Origin of the sequence: Crossiella sp. S99.2, from assembly GCF_023094165.1 — a bacterium.
Taxonomy (GTDB): Bacteria; Actinomycetota; Actinomycetes; order Mycobacteriales; family Pseudonocardiaceae; genus Crossiella.
In genome coordinates this window covers 65,545-82,373 of sequence record NZ_JALMDK010000012.1, presented here as the reverse complement: position 1 = coordinate 82,373, position 16,829 = coordinate 65,545, and the positions used below count along the sequence as shown (strand labels likewise).

General features: G+C 71.5%; 10 protein-coding genes. 7 read left to right on the top strand and 3 right to left on the bottom strand.

Features of this window, described 5'->3' with window-relative positions:
* Nucleotides 1-6 precede the first annotated feature (6 nt).
* Complete coding sequence (mraZ, locus tag MZC64_RS35750) at nt 7-438, bottom strand: division/cell wall cluster transcriptional repressor MraZ (protein ID WP_247760370.1); 432 nt, start codon at nt 436-438, stop codon at nt 7-9.
* Between the two features lie 451 nt (nt 439-889).
* Between mraZ and MZC64_RS35745 the strand changes: the two genes are divergently transcribed.
* Genes MZC64_RS35745 through MZC64_RS35735 form a run of 3 tightly spaced genes read left to right on the top strand, consistent with a single transcriptional unit; the run spans nt 890 to nt 5,729 of the window.
* Entirely contained in the window at nt 890-1,969 is a 1,080-nt protein-coding gene (locus MZC64_RS35745; protein WP_374205824.1) for an AAA family ATPase, read from the top strand.
* Nucleotides 1,970-1,972: 3 nt separating this feature from the next.
* Nucleotides 1,973-3,244: a DUF58 domain-containing protein gene (locus MZC64_RS35740; protein ID WP_247760371.1), complete on the top strand. Its 1,272-nt coding sequence runs from the start codon at nt 1,973-1,975 to the stop codon at nt 3,242-3,244.
* 13 nt (nt 3,245-3,257) lie between these two features.
* Nucleotides 3,258-5,729, top strand: coding sequence for a DUF3488 and transglutaminase-like domain-containing protein (locus MZC64_RS35735; protein WP_247760372.1), 2,472 nt, complete (start codon nt 3,258-3,260; stop codon nt 5,727-5,729).
* 132 nt (nt 5,730-5,861) lie between these two features.
* Here MZC64_RS35735 and MZC64_RS35730 read toward each other — a convergent pair whose 3' ends face one another.
* Entirely contained in the window at nt 5,862-6,518 is a 657-nt protein-coding gene (locus MZC64_RS35730; protein WP_247760373.1) for a response regulator transcription factor, read from the bottom strand.
* Complete coding sequence (locus tag MZC64_RS35725; RefSeq protein ID WP_247760374.1) at nt 6,470-8,341, bottom strand: sensor histidine kinase; 1,872 nt, start codon at nt 8,339-8,341, stop codon at nt 6,470-6,472. Before MZC64_RS35725 ends, MZC64_RS35730 begins: the two co-directional genes overlap by 49 nt.
* 185 nt (nt 8,342-8,526) lie before the next feature.
* Here MZC64_RS35725 and MZC64_RS35720 point away from each other — a divergent pair, with 185 nt between their 5' ends.
* The 4 genes from MZC64_RS35720 to MZC64_RS35705 are packed head-to-tail and all read left to right on the top strand — an operon-like array spanning nt 8,527 to nt 16,495.
* Nucleotides 8,527-9,456: an ABC transporter ATP-binding protein gene (locus tag MZC64_RS35720; protein WP_247760375.1), complete on the top strand. Its 930-nt coding sequence runs from the start codon at nt 8,527-8,529 to the stop codon at nt 9,454-9,456.
* Nucleotides 9,453-10,193: an ABC transporter permease gene (locus MZC64_RS35715; RefSeq protein WP_247760376.1), complete on the top strand. Its 741-nt coding sequence runs from the start codon at nt 9,453-9,455 to the stop codon at nt 10,191-10,193. Before MZC64_RS35720 ends, MZC64_RS35715 begins: the two co-directional genes overlap by 4 nt.
* Nucleotides 10,194-10,222: 29 nt before the next feature.
* Nucleotides 10,223-13,201: an NACHT domain-containing NTPase gene (locus MZC64_RS35710; protein WP_247760377.1), complete on the top strand. Its 2,979-nt coding sequence runs from the start codon at nt 10,223-10,225 to the stop codon at nt 13,199-13,201.
* 3 nt (nt 13,202-13,204) lie between these two features.
* The gene (locus tag MZC64_RS35705) at nt 13,205-16,495 is read left to right on the top strand and encodes an NACHT domain-containing NTPase (protein ID WP_247760926.1); all 3,291 of its coding nucleotides are present in this window, start codon (nt 13,205-13,207) and stop codon (nt 16,493-16,495) included.
* The last annotated feature ends 334 nt before the right edge of the window (nt 16,496-16,829 follow it).

Below are 16,829 nucleotides of genomic sequence, written 5' to 3'. Positions count from 1 at the left end.
CACACGTCAGAAGACGCCGGGGAGCACCTCCTCGCGTGCCTGCGCGTAGTTCTCCTCGTTCTCCTCGAGGTAGCGCTCCCAGGCGGTGGCGTCCCAGATCTCCAGCCGGTTGATCGCCCCGATGACCACGCACTCCTTGGTCAGTGAGGCATAACGCCGAAGCTCCGGCGTGATCGAGATCCGGCCCTGCGAGTCAGGTCGCTGTTCGTCGGTGCCCGCGAACAGGTAGCGCTGGTACGCGCGGACCGCCTCGTTGGTGAACGGCGCCTCGGCCACCTTCCGCGCCATCTGCTCGAACTCCGCTCGCGGGAAGACAAACAGGCAGTGGTCCTGGCCCTTGGTGAGCATCAGACCCCCCGCGAGTGCGTCCCGGAACTTCGCCGGCAGGGTGAGCCGCCCCTTGTCGTCGAGTTTTGGGCTGTGTGTGCCGAGGAACATCGGCCACGCACCTCCCAACCGACCCGACGGGACCGGCAGCGGGGCCCCCGTTTGCCCCACCGGCCGCCACAGTACCCCACTTTCCCCCACAGTCAACGCGAAACGGACCCGATATCCCCCGGGTGTGTCGGCGTTTTCGCAGGAAAACGGCGGTGGGGCCGGGTGGGGGGTGGTGAGGGGACCTGCCCGGAGAGGCAGCCGCGGCGGGCGGGATTGACAGCCATCCGATCACCCTGCGCCCACGAATCCCGGGCCGGAGAGCAACCAGTTGGCCTATCGGCCGTCCACGGTGGTGAGAAGTGGGGGACGATGTGGCGAACCAGGCGTGCGGTAAGACTGACCCTGACCGACAACCGCCTTCGCCCGGTTTTGACACACTGCGTGGCAGGCTGCCGCACAGGGTCCGGGGCGAGCGGAGCGACGGGGCAGAATGATTTCAGCAGGAGGACGTGTGACGCCCAGTACCCAGCCCGCCGCGCTATCCGGCCACCAGTTCGGTGAGGACGGGACCACGGTGAACGCGCGCGAGTCGGGCGGCGGACTGCCGGAGCTGCACGCCACGGCCTCACGGATCGCGGCCAACGTCGAGCGGGTGCTGGTCGGCAAGCCCGAGGTGGTGCGGATCGCGCTGGTCACCCTGCTCGCCGAAGGCCACCTCCTGGTCGAGGACGTGCCGGGCGTCGGCAAGACCTCGCTGGCCAAGGCCCTCGCGCGTTCCATCGACTGCTCGGTCAGCCGCATCCAGTTCACCCCGGACCTGCTGCCCAGCGACATCACCGGCGTGTCCATCTTCAACCGCCAGAACAGCGAGTTCGAGTTCCGGCCCGGCCCGGTCTTCGCCAACATCGTGGTCGGCGACGAGATCAACCGCGCCTCGCCGAAGACCCAGTCCGCCCTGCTGGAATGCATGGAGGAGCACCAGGTCACTGTGGACGGCCGCAGCTACGAGCTGGACTCGCCGTTCATGGTCATCGCCACCCAGAACCCGGTGGAGATGGAGGGCACCTACGCCCTGCCCGAGGCGCAGCGCGACCGGTTCACCGCCAGGGTCTCCATCGGCTACCCCGACCCGCAGGCCGAACTGGCCATGGTCGACGAGCACGCCGGACACGACCCCATGGCCGACCTCAAACCCGTCTCCGACGCCGAACGGGTGCGCCAGCTCGTCGCCACCGTCCGGGGGGTACATCTCTCGCCGGAGATCAGGCGTTACAGCGTCGAGCTGGTCTCGGCCACCCGCCGCCTGCCCGAGCTGCGCCTGGGCGCCTCGCCGCGCTCCACCCTGCACCTGGTGCGGGCCGCGCGGGCGCAGGCTGCGCTGTCCGGCCGCGAGTTCGTGGTGCCCGATGACGTGCACGCGGTCGCCGTGCCAGTGCTCGCGCACCGCCTGGTGCTCACCGCCGAGGCCCAGGCCGCCCGCCGCTCCCCCGCCGACCTGGTCCGCGGACTCGTCCAGCGGGTGCCGGTGCCGCAGGGCCCGGCGGGCAACCAGAGCCAGCAGTGGCACGCGGGCCTGCGCGGAGCCAGGTGATCCATGGGCGCGTTGGCGGGACTGACCACCAGAGGCCGTTGCCTGCTCGCCGCCGGACTCGCCGCCGCCCTGTGCGCGCTGCTGCTCGACGAACGTGACCTGCTGCGGATCGCGGTGTTCGTGGTCGCGTTGCCGATCATCGCCGCGGTGATGGCCGCGAACGCCCGGATCGGCCTGGCCGCGCTGCGCCACCTGGTGCCCGACCGGGTGCAGGTGGGCGCCGCCTCCGAGGTCCGGCTGGAAGTGCGCAGCTCGGGACGGCTGCCCGCGGGCGGGCTGATGCTGGAGGACGGCGTGCCCTACGCCCTGGGCAACAAGCCCAGGTTCGTGGTGGAACGACTGCCCCGGCGCAGCGCCGCGGTGCTGCGCTACCCGCTGCAGCCCGTCATGCGCGGCGTGCACCAGCTCGGACCACTGCGCGCCAGGGTCACCGACCCCTTCGGCCTGGCCGAATTCGAACGCGAACTCGGCGGCCGCAGCCGGCTCGTCGTGGTGCCCAAGGTGATGACGCTGCACGGGTTGCCGCACGGCTCCGGGCTGGGCGCGGGCGATGACGGCGCGGTCCGGCTGCGCGCCGGGCAGGGCGAGGACGACGCGATCATCCGGCAGTACCGGCACGGCGACGACCTGCGCAAGGTGCACTGGAAGTCCACCGCGCGCCGGGACGAGCTGATGGTGCGGGTCGAGGAAAGCCCCTGGCACGGCGGCGTGTCCGTGCTGCTGGACACCCGGGCCGCCGCGCACCGCGGCAACGGCCCCACCTCCAGCCTGGAATGGGCGATCTCCCTGGCCGCGAGCATCTGCCTGCACCTGCACAAACACGGCCAGCACGTGCGGCTGAGCACCGAGGAGGGCGTGCTGCTCGCCGGTGGCTCCGCCTCGGCCGGACTCAGCGACGTGCCGGTGCTGGACGCGCTGGCCGCGCTGCACCCGGCGCACCGCGCGCAACTGGCCGTCACCGGCGACCCCGGCGCGGGCCGGGAGATGATCGCGGTGCTCGGCGATGTCACCCCGGCCTCGATCGCCGAACTGGTGCGCTTCCGGCCGCGCGGGGTGCGCAGCCTGGCGATCGTGCTCGACGTCAACGGCTGGGCCAGCGCCCGCGAGGACCGGGGCAACGACCCCGCCGACGCGGTGCGGCTGCTCAACTCGGCCGGCTGGGGCGCGGTGGTGGCCCGGCCGGAACAGGGCATGGCCGCGGTGTGGTCACTGCTGTGCAACACCGTGCCGGAACGGATGTCCAGCGGCCATGTGGCCGGGGCTGGGCCATGGTGAGCGAGGACTGATGGTGAACAGGCGAAGGGCGGTGACCGCGCCGGTCGGCTGGACCGGGCCGGTGGTGCCCAGTGCCGCCGGGCTGGCCGTGCTGACCGCGGCGACCTCGTTGTCCGGGGTCATCAGCGGCATGCGCTGGCTGGTGTTCGTGGCGGTCACCGTGGCGGTGATCGTGGGCACCGGCATCGCGCTGCGCTCGGTCCGCACGCCGACCCCACTGGTCGCGCTCGGCCAGTTCGCCGGGCTGCTGTGCTTCCTCACCGCGGTGTTCACCCGCAGCGGCATCCTGGTCGTGCTGCCGGGGCCGGGCGCGCTGGGCGATCTGCTCGGCGTGCTGCGGCAGGCGATGGCGCAGGTGCAGACCGGGGTGGCCCCGGTGACCGCCACCGCGGCCATGCTCTGCCTGGTCTGCGTGGCGCTGGGCCTGGTCGCGATCGTGGTGGACACTCTCGCGGTGGCCGCCGCCGCGCCCGCGGCCTCCGGACTGGTGCTGCTGTGCGTGTTCGCGGTGCCCGCCTCGCTGGCCGATGAACTGCTGCCCTGGTGGTCCTTCGCGGCGGGCGCGGCCGGGTTCGCGTTGCTGCTGGTCATCGACGAACGTCAGCGGCACCGGCTGTGGCGGGGCAGGCTCGGACTGCCCGCGCTGCGTTCCGGGGACGGCTCGGCGCCGGCCGCCGCGGGAGTCGCCGCCTCCGCGGTGGCGATCGCGCTGGTCGCCGGCGCGGTGCTGACCATGGTCGGCACCGCGGGCAGGCTGCCCGGCGGCGGCGCGGCCGACTCGACCGCCTCCATCGGGCTCAACACGTTCACCTCGCTGCGCGGGCAGCTGGAACGCGACAGCAGCATCGAGCTGTTCCGGGTGCGCGGCCTGCCGGAGAAGCCGCCGTACCTGCGGGTGACCACGCTGAGCAAGTTCGACACCGCCCGCGGCTTCGAGGTGGACAGCAGGCTGGACAACCAGTCCACCCGCGGTGAGCTGGCGATGCCGCCGGGGACCACCCGGCAGCGGCTGCTCGCCGAGGGCAGGCCGATGCAGGTCGAGATCGAGGCGATCGGCTTCCTGGACCCGTGGCTGCCGGTCTACGGCGTGCCGATGCAGCTGGCCAACATCTCCGAGGACTGGAACTACGACCCGGGCGCCGGCATCGTGCACGCCCCCAGCAAACGGCAGGCCGGGAAGTACCTGCAGTCCGCGGTGCTGCCCGAGCCCAGCATCGAGTCCATGCGCGCCGCGCCCGGCGGGCGGTCCCGCACCGCGGGGCTCATCGGCGAGCGCTACTTCGAGCACAACGTAGACCCGCAGGTCGAATCGCTGGCCCGCAACATCACCCGCAACGCGGGCACCGACTACGACAAGGCCGTCGCGATCCGCCACTTCCTGGCCCAGAGCGGCGGGTTCAAGTACCAGCTGCGCACCGCGGGCACCGGGCAGGGCGACCCGCTGGTGGACTTCCTGTTCAACGGCAAGACCGGCTACTGCGAGCAGTTCGCCTCCTCGATGGCGGCCATGCTGCGCTCGGTGGGCGTGCCGTCCCGGGTCGCGGTCGGGTTCACCCCCGGCTACAACAACAGCGGCTACTACTCGATCACCACCAACGACGCGCACGCCTGGGTCGAGGTGTTCTTCAACGGCGTCGGCTGGATCCAGTTCGACCCGACCCCGCTGCCGGACAGCCGCGGCTCCGCGGCCACCTACGAGCAGCCCAACCCGGGTGCGCCGACCAGCTCCGCGATCGTCCCGTCCACGGGCCGCACCACCAGCGCCGCGCCGACCACCACCGGGCTCCCCGGCCAGAACCAGGGCGATCAGGGGAACAAGGACAACAACCGCGACGACAGCATCGTGCCGGTGTGGGTCTGGTTCACCTCCGGCCCGCTGGCCCTGCTGGCGCTGGCCGCCGCCGCCCGCGGCGCCTCGGTCAGCCAGGCCCGCAGGCGGGAACGGCGGGCCGGGGTGGCCTCCGGCGGCAAGGAACCACCGGAACTGTGGTGGGGCCTGGCCGCGCTGTGCGGCGGGATCGCGGTGCTGGTGCCGCTGTGGTTCCTGGTCCACCCGATCGTGTGGTGGCTGCTGCTGGCCCTCGGCGTGGCCGGGGTCGCGCTGGCGGTGCCGTCCTGGTTGCGCCGGTACCTGCGCGACCGGCGGCTGCACGCGGTCGCCCTGGGCGGTCCGGACGCGGCCGGTGCGGCCTGGCAGGAGCTGATGGCCGCCTCGGTGGACCGGGGCGCGGCGGTGGCCGGCACCGAGACGGTGCGCGCGGCCGCGCGGAAGCTGGTGCGCGAGCACAAGCTGGACGAACGCGCCCAGAACGGGCTGCGCACGATCATCGGCGCGGTGGAGCGCTCCTGGTACAGCGGCACCCCACGCCCGGAACCGGAACTGTTCGCCGCCGTCCGCCAGGTCCTGGAAAGCCTCACCGCCAGCTCACCCCTGGGCTGGCGCTCCCGCCTCTTCCCCCCATCAGTCCTCCGCCCCGCCCGCTGACCCACCCGCTCCCCCACCGGAGCGCGCGCCGTCACCACCCCCGGCGCACGGCCGCACCGCACCGCGTGTTGGCCGTTGTCGTACCGAGTGTTGGCCGTTGTGGGACAGGGTGTTGGCCGTTGTGGGACGGGGTCAGGCGCCGGTCGTGCCGTGCAGGTAGGCGAGCACGGCCAGCACCCGGCGGTTGTCGTCGTCTGACGGGGCCAGGTCGAGCTTGCCGAAGATGCTCGCGGTGTGTTTGCCGACCGCGCCCTCGCTGACGAACAGGCGCTGGGCGATGGCGGCGTTGGAGCGGCCCTCCGCCATCAGCTCCAGCACCTCGCGTTCGCGCGGGGTCAGCCGGTCCACGCCGGAGCGGCGTGGCGAGCTGTCCAGCAACTTCGCGATGACCTCCGGGTCCATCACGGTGCCGCCGGCGGCGACCCGGCGCAGGGCGTCCACGAACTGCTCGGCGTTGAACACCCGGTCCTTGAGCAGGTAGCCGATCGCGCCGGTGCCGTCAGCCAGCAGTTCCCTGGCGTAGAGCTGTTGCACGTGCTGGGAGAGCACCAGGATCGGCAGGCCCGGCGTCTCGGTGCGGGCGGCCAGGGCGACCTGCAGGCCCTCGTCGGTCTGGGTGGGCGGCAGCCGGACGTCGACCACGGCCACGTCCGGGCGGTGCTCGGTCAGCGCGGCGCGCAGTTCGGGGCCGGTCTCCACCGCGGCGACCACCTGGAAACCGTGTGCGGTGAGCAGGTGGGTCAGGCCGTCTCGGAGGAGGTAGAGGTCCTCGGCGAGGACAACGCGCACGGGATCTCCAGGCTGACCGTCGTGGGACCGCCCGGCGGGCTGTCCAGGATGAGCTGACCGTCAAATGCTCCCAGCCGCCGCCGGATGCCCCGCAACCCGCTGCCACCGGCCGGGTCCGCGCCGCCACACCCGTTGTCCACCACGCTGATACGCAAGGTATCCGCGCTGTATGCAAGATGTACGACGACGGTATCCGCGCCCGCGTGCCGGATCGCGTTGGTCATCAGCTCGCACACCGCGAAGTAGGCGGCGGACTCCACCGGCGGCTCGAACCGGCCGGGCAGCGATCCCTCCAGCCGCACCGGCAGCGCGGCATCCAGCGCGACCGCGTGGACGGCGTCGGCCAGGCCGCGTTCGGCCAGCACTGGCGGGTGGATGCCTGCCACCAGATCGCGCAGTTCGGTCAGCGCGGCCGAGGAGGAGGCCAGTGCCTGGTCCAGCATCTCCTTGGCTCGCGCCGGATCGGTGTCCACCAGCGCCTTGGCCGTGCCCAGGGACAGGCCGAGGGCGACCAGCCTGGCCTGCGCGCCGTCGTGCAGATCGCGTTCGATCCGGCGCAGTTCGGCGGCCTGGCCGTGCACCGCCTCGGTTCGGCTCTCGGTCAGCCTGCGCACCCGCTGGGCCAGCAGCGCCGCCTTGGTCGGCGCGAGCAGCAGCGCGCACCACCGGCCGTAACCGGTGAGCAGGGCCGGCGCGGAATACACCACGCATACCGCGAGTGGCAGGCCGATCAGCGGCCCGAGCGTGCGGAACAGCGTGGTCGGCACCGGGTCCAGCGGCATCCACTGGTACATCGTGGGCAGCATGTCCCGGTCGAAGAACAGCGACAGCACCGGCGAGATCACCAGCGGCAGCCACGCCCCCAACAGCAGCCCGGCCATGGCGGCCAGTGGCGGCAGCAGCACCAGCACCGGGGCCACGATGGTGTTGGCCAGCAACCACAACAGGTCCCGCCAGGCGGCCCGGTCGGTCATCACCCAGACGTAACGACGCATCCGCCGCACCGGCCCGGCGGTGCTGAAGAGCTGGTTGCCGTAGCGGTACTTGCCGTCGGGCTCCGGCCGGGGCGGCAGCGGCACCGGCAGGTACGGGTCCGGCACCTCGATCCCGGCCCACTCGCGCAGCAACCGGCGGTGCAGGTCGGTGAACTGCCGGGTGTACTCCACCAGCGGCGGCCACCAGAACTGCCACATCCCGAGCACGTGGTAGAGGAGGAAGCCGAGCAGGTTGGCCACCAGGATCGGCAGTCCGGCCAGCGCGAGCAGGCCGAGCAGGAACCCGCGCCAGGACACCTCCCAGCCGCGGAACAGCCACTGCAGGAACCGGTTCTCGCCGGACGGCTGGTGCACACCGAGCATATGCGCGGTCCACCGGCTGTATACCCGGAGTGCACGAGGCCCCGCGAGCACCGTGGCCAGCGCGGTGAGCAAGGCGAGCACCGGGTTGACCAGCAGCCAGCGCAGGTCCCGCCAGGTGGCCGGATCGTCGGACACCCAGGCCAGGTTGTGCTGGAAGACCAGCCGGCGCCGGGACCGGTAGAGGCTGTCACCCAACCGGTAGAGCCCATCGGCGTCGCGTTCGGGCAGCGGCGGCCGCGGCCGGTACGGCGGCACGATCTCCGTCCCGGACCACTGGCTCACCACGGCCCGCACCCGGTTGAGGAACGGGCGGCAGTTCCGCAGCCCCCAGCCGTAGTAGAAGATCAGCCCGGCCATCGCGGGCAGGAAACACAGCAGCCCGAACAGCAGCACCGCCAGCCCCGCCACCGCGAGCCCGAGCAGCCGGAGCGCGCGGCCGAGTGCGGTGACGTACTCGCGGCCCATCCGCGCACCTCCTTCGACCGGCCCAGTCTGACCGAGTCCGCCTGCCGCGCGCGCTCCGCCCAGACACCGTGTCGGGGGTGGGGCTAGCACAACCCCCGCTGGGGACCCAGACGGATTCTCCGCAGGTCAGCGACTTCCTAACGTTCCCCCAGTCAGCAACACCAACCTGGAGGGAGCTACCGGAGATGCCGGTCATCGAGGTCGCGAACCTGCACAAGCGGTACGGCGAGAGGGTCGCGGTCGAGGAGGTGTCCTTCCACGTCGAACGTGGGGAGATCTTCGGGATCCTGGGCCGCAACGGCGCGGGCAAGACCACCACGGTGGAGTGCCTGACCGGGTTGCGGACCCCGGACGGCGGCCGGCTGCGCGTGCTGGGCCTGGACCCGGCCCGGGACGGCGCGAAGCTGCGCGAGCGGGTCGGCGTGCAGCTCCAAGAAGCGGCGCTGCCGGACAAACTCCGGGTCGGTGAGGCGGTCGAGCTGTACGCCTCCTTCTACCCCGCGCCTGCGGATCCGGCCGCGCTGCTGGACACCCTGGGCCTGACCGCGCACCGCCGCACCCCGTTCAAGAAGCTCTCCGGCGGCCAGAAACAGCGGCTGTCCATCGCGCTGGCGCTGATCGGCAACCCGGAGGTCGCGGTGCTGGACGAGCTGACCACCGGCCTGGACCCGCAGGCCCGCCGGGACACCTGGCGGCTGATCGAGCAGGTCCGCGACCGCGGCGTCACCATCCTGCTGGTCACCCACTTCATGGCCGAGGCGGAACGGCTCTGCGACCGGCTCGCGGTGATCGAGGCCGGCCGGGTGCTCGCGGTGGACAGCCCAGCCGGACTTGTGTCCACTGTGGACAGTGAGCAACGACTGACCTTCCGGCTCGACGGCACCCTCCCGGAGCAAGCACTGCGGGCACTGCCGGAGGTGTCCGCGCTGACCACCCGGCACGACGGGATCACCGTGTCCGGCAAGGGAAATCTGCTCAACGCGGTGGTCACCACCCTGTCCGCACACCAGCTCAGCCCACTCGACCTGAGCATCGAACGGTCCACTTTGGACGATGCCTTCCTGGCGCTGACCGGCGCCGCCCTCACCGACGAGCAGAACGGAACCGGCCGATGACCGCCCTGACCCGCTTGAGCACCACCGAACTGCGCCTGTTCCTGCGTGACCCGGCCGCCGTTGTGCTCAGCCTCGGGCTGGGCCCGATCCTGCTGATCGTGTTCGGCTCGATCCCGTTCTTCCGCGAACCACAGGCGGCCTACGGCGGCGCCCGGATCGTCGAGTTCTACCTGCCCACGCTGATCTCGATGTCGGTGGCCATGATCGGCCTGAGCCTGCTCTCCGGCAGCCTGGCCAACTACCGCGAACTGGGTGTGCTGCGTCGCCTGGCCACTACCCCGGCGCCGCCGGTCCGGCTGCTGACCGCGCAGCTGCTGGTGCACCTGCTGATGGTGACGGTGTCCCTGGTGCTGCTGATCGGACTGGGCACGGTCGTCGCGGATGTCCCGCTGCCCGGCAACCCGGTCGCCTTCCTGCTGTCCTTCCTGCTGGCCACGCTGGCGGTGTTCGGCATCGGCCTGCTGATCGCCGCGCTCGCGCCGACCACCAAGTCGGCGCAGGGCATCGGCACGGTGGCGTTCTTCCCGCTGATGTTCCTGGCCGGGCTGTGGACGCCGGGTCCGCTGATGCCGGAGCTGGTCCGCCGGATCGGCGAGTTCAGCCCGCTCGGCGCGGGCACCCAGGCCATGCAGGCGGCCTGGTCCGGCAGCTGGCCCAATCCTTTGCACCTGCTGGTGGCGGCCGGCTTCGCGGCCGCGGCCATGTTCGGTGCAACGAAATTGTTCCGCTGGCAGTGACCGCCCGCGCACTCTGGATAACGTGAGGCGTGCGGAGAATCCTGAACTACCGCGACGCGGTCCGCCTGCTCGGCGACGGCCAGAGCCCGGCCGTGGCCTGGCTGGACCGCGTCGCGAGCACCGCCATGCTGGCCGCGGCGCCCGGTTCGGCGGAGGTGCTGGGCTGGTTCGACGCCAAGTCCGACCTGATCCGCCACGGCCACGACCTGGTCAACGGCCTGTCCGAACGGCTGCGCGGCCTGCACCGCTTCGACCGCACCCAGCGCCTGGAAGCCGCGCACGCGATCATCGTCACCACCGCCTTCCTCACCGCCTGCGCCGACCTGCCGCTGCCCGCGGGCGACCGCCCGGCCGGCCGGTTCGGCACGCTGGTCGGGCACCTGCTGACCACGCCGTTGCCGCTGCCCAGCCCGGAGCACCCCTACGAGGACAACCTGGCGACCCTGCGCAGGCACTACCGCGATCGCGCCGCCGAGCTGAGCGAGGAACTGCCCGCGCTGGCGGTCTGGGACACCTGGAACGAGACCGAACGCGGCCGGGTCACCACGGCCCTGCGGAAGGTGGTGCCGGATAACGCGATCCGCCACTACGAGGCCCAGTTCCGCCAGCTCGCCACCGACTGCCCCGAACTGGCCTGCTGGGCCAACCTGATCGACCACCAGGCCACCCGCGGCGCCATCAGCACCGGCCTGGCCGCGCTGTCGCGGCGACTGGACGAGATCGCCACCGGCCGCCTCCCCGATGACCGCCGCGCCGAACTGACCCGCCGCTACCAGGCCAGGCTGTCCCGCCCGGTGCTCATCGGCGGCGACCTGCCCGCGCACCTGCGCATCCCGGCGCTGGAGAAGGCTTACGTGGACCCGGTTTTCCGGGCGATGGCCGCCGAGGGCCGCTCGCCCGCGCACGAGTCCGAGTGGCGGAAACTCCCGGACCGCACCGACATCCACGACTTCCTCACCGGCTACCTCACCAACCCGGTCGCCACCCAGCTCCCGCTGCTGGTGCTCGGCCAGCCGGGTTCGGGCAAGTCCATGCTCACCTCGGTGCTGGCCGCCCGCCTGCCCGCCACCGACTTCCTGCCGGTCCGGGTGCCGCTGCGCGATGTCGCCGCGGAGAGCGACATCCAGTCCCAGATCGAACAGGCCATCCGCGCCGACACCGGTGATTCCCTGTCCTGGCCCACGTTTTCCCGTTCCGCCGGGGACGCGCTGCCGGTGGTCCTGCTCGACGGCTTCGACGAGTTGTTGCAGGCCACCGGCGTCAGCCAGAGCAACTACCTGGAGAAGGTCCAGGAGTTCCAGGAACGCGAGTCCGACACCGGCCGGCCGGTCGCGGTGCTGGTCACCACCCGCACCTCGGTCGCCGACCGCGCCCGCGTCCCCGACGGCTGCGTGGCGCTGCGCCTGGAACCCTTCGACGAACCCAGGGTCAGCACCTGGCTGGACACCTGGAACACCGCCAACGCGGGCCCCGGTTTCACCGCCCTGCCCGCCGAAGTCGCCCTGCACCACCCCGACCTCGCCACCCAGCCCCTGCTGTTGCTGATGCTGGCCCTGTACCACTCCGAGGGCGGCGCGCTCACCGCCGAGGCCGGCCTGAGTCAGAGCGAACTCTACGAACGCCTGCTGCTCCGCTTCGCCCGCCGCGAAGTCGTGAAAACCCAGAACTCACTGCCCGACAAGGAAATCCGCCGCTCGATCGAAGAGGAACTACGCCGCCTGTCCGTGGTCGCCTACGGCATGTTCAACCGCGGCACCCAGTGGATAGCCGAAGCAGACCTGGAATCCGACCTCGCCGCCCTGCCCGGCCCACCGCGCAGAACCGTTGCCCCGCAAAGCCTCCAGGCCGACCTGACCGAGGCCGAACAGACCTTGGGCCGCTTTTTCTTCATCCACCGCGCCGAAGCCAGCCGCGACGACCGCCGCCTGCGCACCTACGAATTCCTGCACGCCACCTTCGGCGAATACCTGGTCGCCCGCTTCACCTGGAAAGTCCTGCAAGGCCTGGTGGCCCAGGAAAACGCCATCTCCGACGACCCGTACTCCACCGCCGAGGTCAACGACGACCTGCTGCACGCCCTGATCTCCTTCGAACCCCTCAGCTCCCGCAAACCGGTGATCAGCTTCCTGTCCGAACTGGCGAGCCGCCTGGACGATCCGACCAGGCAGGCGACCTCGGCTCTGCTGACCCGCCTGTTCGAGGCCGCCCACCGGGAACGGCCGCAACGCCGGCACGCGGCCTACCAGCCCGATCCACGCCAGGTCACCGCCCGGCACGCGGCCTACAGTGTGAACCTGTTGCTGCTCAACGTGATCGTCGACGAGGAGGTGCCGGTCAGCCTGCACGGCCGCTGGTACCGGGAGGCCCGCCTCTGGCACTCCCAGCTCGGCGGCGCGGGCTGGCTGAGCATCCTGGACACCGTCACGGTCGCCGTGCGCCAGTCCACTACGGGGCCGATCGCCTGGGCGCGCCTGATCCGGGCGGATGATCCACCGCCGACGATCGATCTCCGGATCGCCTTCGGCGACGACAAGGACCACGGCACGGTCTACGGCTTCGGCGACCAGGACCCGCGGCACATCCAGCGCCGGAACAACCTGCTCGGCATGGAATTCGCCCTGCTGCACGCCACGGAACCCCTGCTGCACCGGTTCGGCTCGGTGCTCAACAACTTCCCGTGCGCCGGCGGCGTCATCGAGTCCTCACCTGCCCGCCGGATCGTGGACCTGTGGACGCTGTCCGCGCACCGGATCACCCTGCCAGAGCGGATCGCGCGCTACCACCACGCACTCGACTTCCTGACCGGTGTCGGCGGCAAGCTGATGCCCGCCAACGAGCAAGAGCAGTACCTCACCCTCGTGCTGGAGCGGCTGGCGGCCGACACCGACCTCGACGCCGCCGCGCTGGAGGAACTGCTCGCCCGCGCCTGGCGGAAACAACTCAGCAGCAGCAACCCGATCCACCGGCGCTGTACCCGCATCCTCGACGACCTCCGTTCGGAAGGCTGACCCGTGCCGCGCACCCTGAGCTACGCCGACGCCGTCCGTCTGTTGGGCGGCAAGGAAAGCAAGGCCGTCACCTGGCTGGACCGGATCACCGGCGCGGCCATGCTCGGCACCGCGCCCGCGGTGGAGGAGGTGCTCGGCTGGTTCGACGCCAAGGCGGATCTGGTGAAACACGGCCATGATCTGGTCAACGGCCTCTCCGACCGGGTCCGCGGGTTACGCCGCTTCGACCGCACCCAGCGCCTGGAGGCCGCGCACGCGGTCATCGTGACCCTGGCCTTCTTCGAGGCGTTCGAGGCACTGCCGTTCGGGCCGGATCCGCACGACGTCCAGGACAGCCGAACCAAGACGGCCGAACTGATCCACAAACTGTTGACCAGCGGGGTCCCGTTGCCGACCCCGCAGCGTCCCTACCGCGACAACCTCGACACACTCTTCCTGCACTACCACCAACAGGCCATCGACCTGATCCAGTTCGTCTCCGGACTCGCGGTGTGGGACCGGTGGAACGAGACCACCCGCGACCGGTTCACCGCGCAGGTGGGCAAGGCACTGGTGCCCCGGGCACTCGCGCGGTACCAGGAACTGTTCCGGCAGCTGGCCGTGGAATGCCCGGAACTCGGTTTCTGGGCCAACCTCACCGAACACCAGGGCACCCAGGAACTCCTCCGCGCCGGACTCTCCCAGCTGGAAACCCACCTGGCCGCACTGGCCACCGGCCGCGAACCGGACGCCCGCCGGACCGAACTGGCCCGTGGCTACCTGGCCCGGCTGGACCGGACGCTCGTCGAGCCCGCCGAGTTGCCTGCCGACTTCCGGATCCCCACCCTCGGCGATGCCTACATCGATCCGCTGGGCCGGGTAAGGGAAATCCACCAGGGCGACACGCCGAGTCAGGAGGCGTGGTGGGAGGAAGTGCCGCCGCGGCAAGACATCCAGGACTTCCTGACCGGATACCTCACCTCGCCGCAGGCGGTGACGCTGCCGTTGCTGGTGCTCGGGCAACCCGGATCCGGCAAGTCGGTGCTGACCCAGGTGCTCGCGGCCCGGCTGCCCGCGACGGACTTCCTGCCGGTGCGGGTGCCGCTGCGAGAGGTGGCCACCGAGGTCGACGTGCAGACCCAGATCGAGCAGGCAATCCGGCTCGGCACCGGGTACCGGCTGGACTGGCCGGAGCTGGCGAACTCCGCCGGTGACGCGCTGCCGGTGGTGCTGCTGGACGGGTTCGACGAACTGCTGCAGACCACCGGCGTCAGCCAGAGCGACTACCTGGAGCGGGTCCGCGCGTTCCAGCAACGCGAAGCCGACCAGGGCCGCCCGGTCGCGGTCGTAGTCACCACCCGCACTTCGGTCGCCGACCGGGCCCGCATCCCCGACGGCTGCGTGGCCCTGCGACTGGAGCCCTTCGACGAACCCCGGGTGACCCGCTGGCTGGCGCACTGGCAGGCCAGCAACCCCGGCTCCCGGTTCCGGCTCACCGCGGCGACCGCGTTGCGCTACCCGGCCCTGGCCGCCCAGCCGTTGCTGCTGCTGATGCTGGCCATCTACGACGCCGACGGCGGCGACCTCAGCGACACCCAGCTCCGGGAAAGCGAGCTGTACGAACGCCTGCTGCGCCGCTTCGCCCGGCGCGAGGTCGGCAAAACCCGCGACGGCCTGGCCGATCCGGACCTGGCGGCCGCGGTCGAGGAGGAACTCCGGCGGCTGTCGGTGGTCGCCTACGGCATGTTCAACCGCGGCCAGCAGTGGATCACCGAGCCGGACCTGGACGCGGACCTGGCCGCCCTGCTCGGCGCCCGCGGCAACCCGCTCACCGGCGTGCGCACCCCGCTCGGTCCGGCCGAGACCACGCTGGGCCGGTTCTTCTTCATCCACCGCGCCGAAGCCCAGCGCGACGACCACCGACTGCGCACCTACGAGTTCCTGCACGCCACCTTCGGCGAATACCTGGTCGCCCGCCTCACCTGGCAGGCCCTGCACGGCCTGCACGCGATAGCCGCCGCCGCGGCCGCCAACCCCCTCGCCGTCATCCCGCTCAACGACGGTTTCCCACATGCCCTGCTCGCGCACACCCCGCTGAGCAGTCGCCGCCCCATCCTCACCTTCCTCACCGAACTCGCCGAGGCCGCCACCCCGGACACCCGCACCGGCCTGACCGCGCTGCTGATCCGCCTGTACCGCGCGGCCCCCGAAGCCCACCCCACCCGCAGTCACGCCGACTACCGGCCTCGGCCCACCACGGTCCCCGCCCAGCACGCCGCCTACCGCGCCAACCTGCTCCTGCTCACCGTCATCACCGCCAGGGAGCTGCGCGCCAGCGAGCTGTACGGCACCGAGGACGATCAGCCCGGCGTGATCCTGCAATGGCGTGCCGACGCCCTGCTGTGGCGCTCCCAACTCGGCACCGACGACTGGACCGGCCTGGTCGAAACCCTGGCCCTGACCCGAACCTGGCGCGGCACCCGCCGAGACCTGGAACTCCGCCTAGACGACGGCTCCTTCACCCCGCCACCCCTGGACCTCAACTGGTCAACCCGCCGCCCGGCGACCGAGCTGTCGCCCACTCTCAGCGGCCTCCAGTACGCCAACCAGACCCCTCGCGCTCAACGCCGCCTGCTGCATTTCCTCTGCGGCAACGAGGACATCCACCTGCACGTGCTGGAACCCCTCTTCGACCACCTGGCCCGCGACTACGCGCTGCACCCCGTCGCGGACGGCGAGATCCTGCCCACCCTCCCCCGCGCCCTGCTGGACCTGCTGACCCTGCCCTACCGCGAGCCCACCACCGACCACGCCGCCCAATACGAACGCTTCATCCAGATCACCGAAACCCGCCCACAAGACCCCGCAGCCCCGGACCGCCTGGCCCTCCTCGACCTGGCCCTCACCCTGATGACCTCCGACGACCAGTCCCCCACCACCCTGGCCACCGCCCTACTCGCCGATCTGACCCAGCACCTGTTCCGCCTCCCCACCCGAGCCTCGGCACTGGAGACCCGAACCCTCCGCCACGCCCTGACCCTGCTGACCCGCCCCGAACCCCCCACCCCGGCCCTGACCGAACCCCTCACCAGGCTGATCACCGACGCCCTGCAGAACGACCCCACCCCCCTCGCCGCGGAAGCCCTGATCACCCTCCTGGAACGAGCCCCCACCACCGACACTTACCTACTGGCCGACCTAGACCCCGAAACCTGGCTGACCCTGACCGCCACCCGCCCCGACCTGGCCCGCCGAGCCCACAACATCTGGCAACACCTCAACCCCACCGACCCCTGGCCCCACCCAGCCCCGTGACTCGCCGGCCCCCTGCCCTGGCGGTGGGGTGCCACGCGCTCGCAGAGGTCGCCCAACGCTGCCGGCTTGCCCCTGAGACAAACCCTCTGCACCGACTTGCCGTTGGCGAGCCACCCCGGGCCCCGGCTCGCCCTTGGACCAGCCATCCCGACTCCGGCTTGGCCCCGGCAGACAGGTTGGCTTCTACCCCAACCGCGCCGCAGCTGAGCGCTCGCCCCCATCCTGCACACCGAGTCTCCCGCACATCACCCACGCCGCGACGACCCGCACGCCCGGCCCCGTGGCGAGCGCACGCCGAAACGTCGGCCCTGGCGAGGGCCGCCCCTGAGCACCG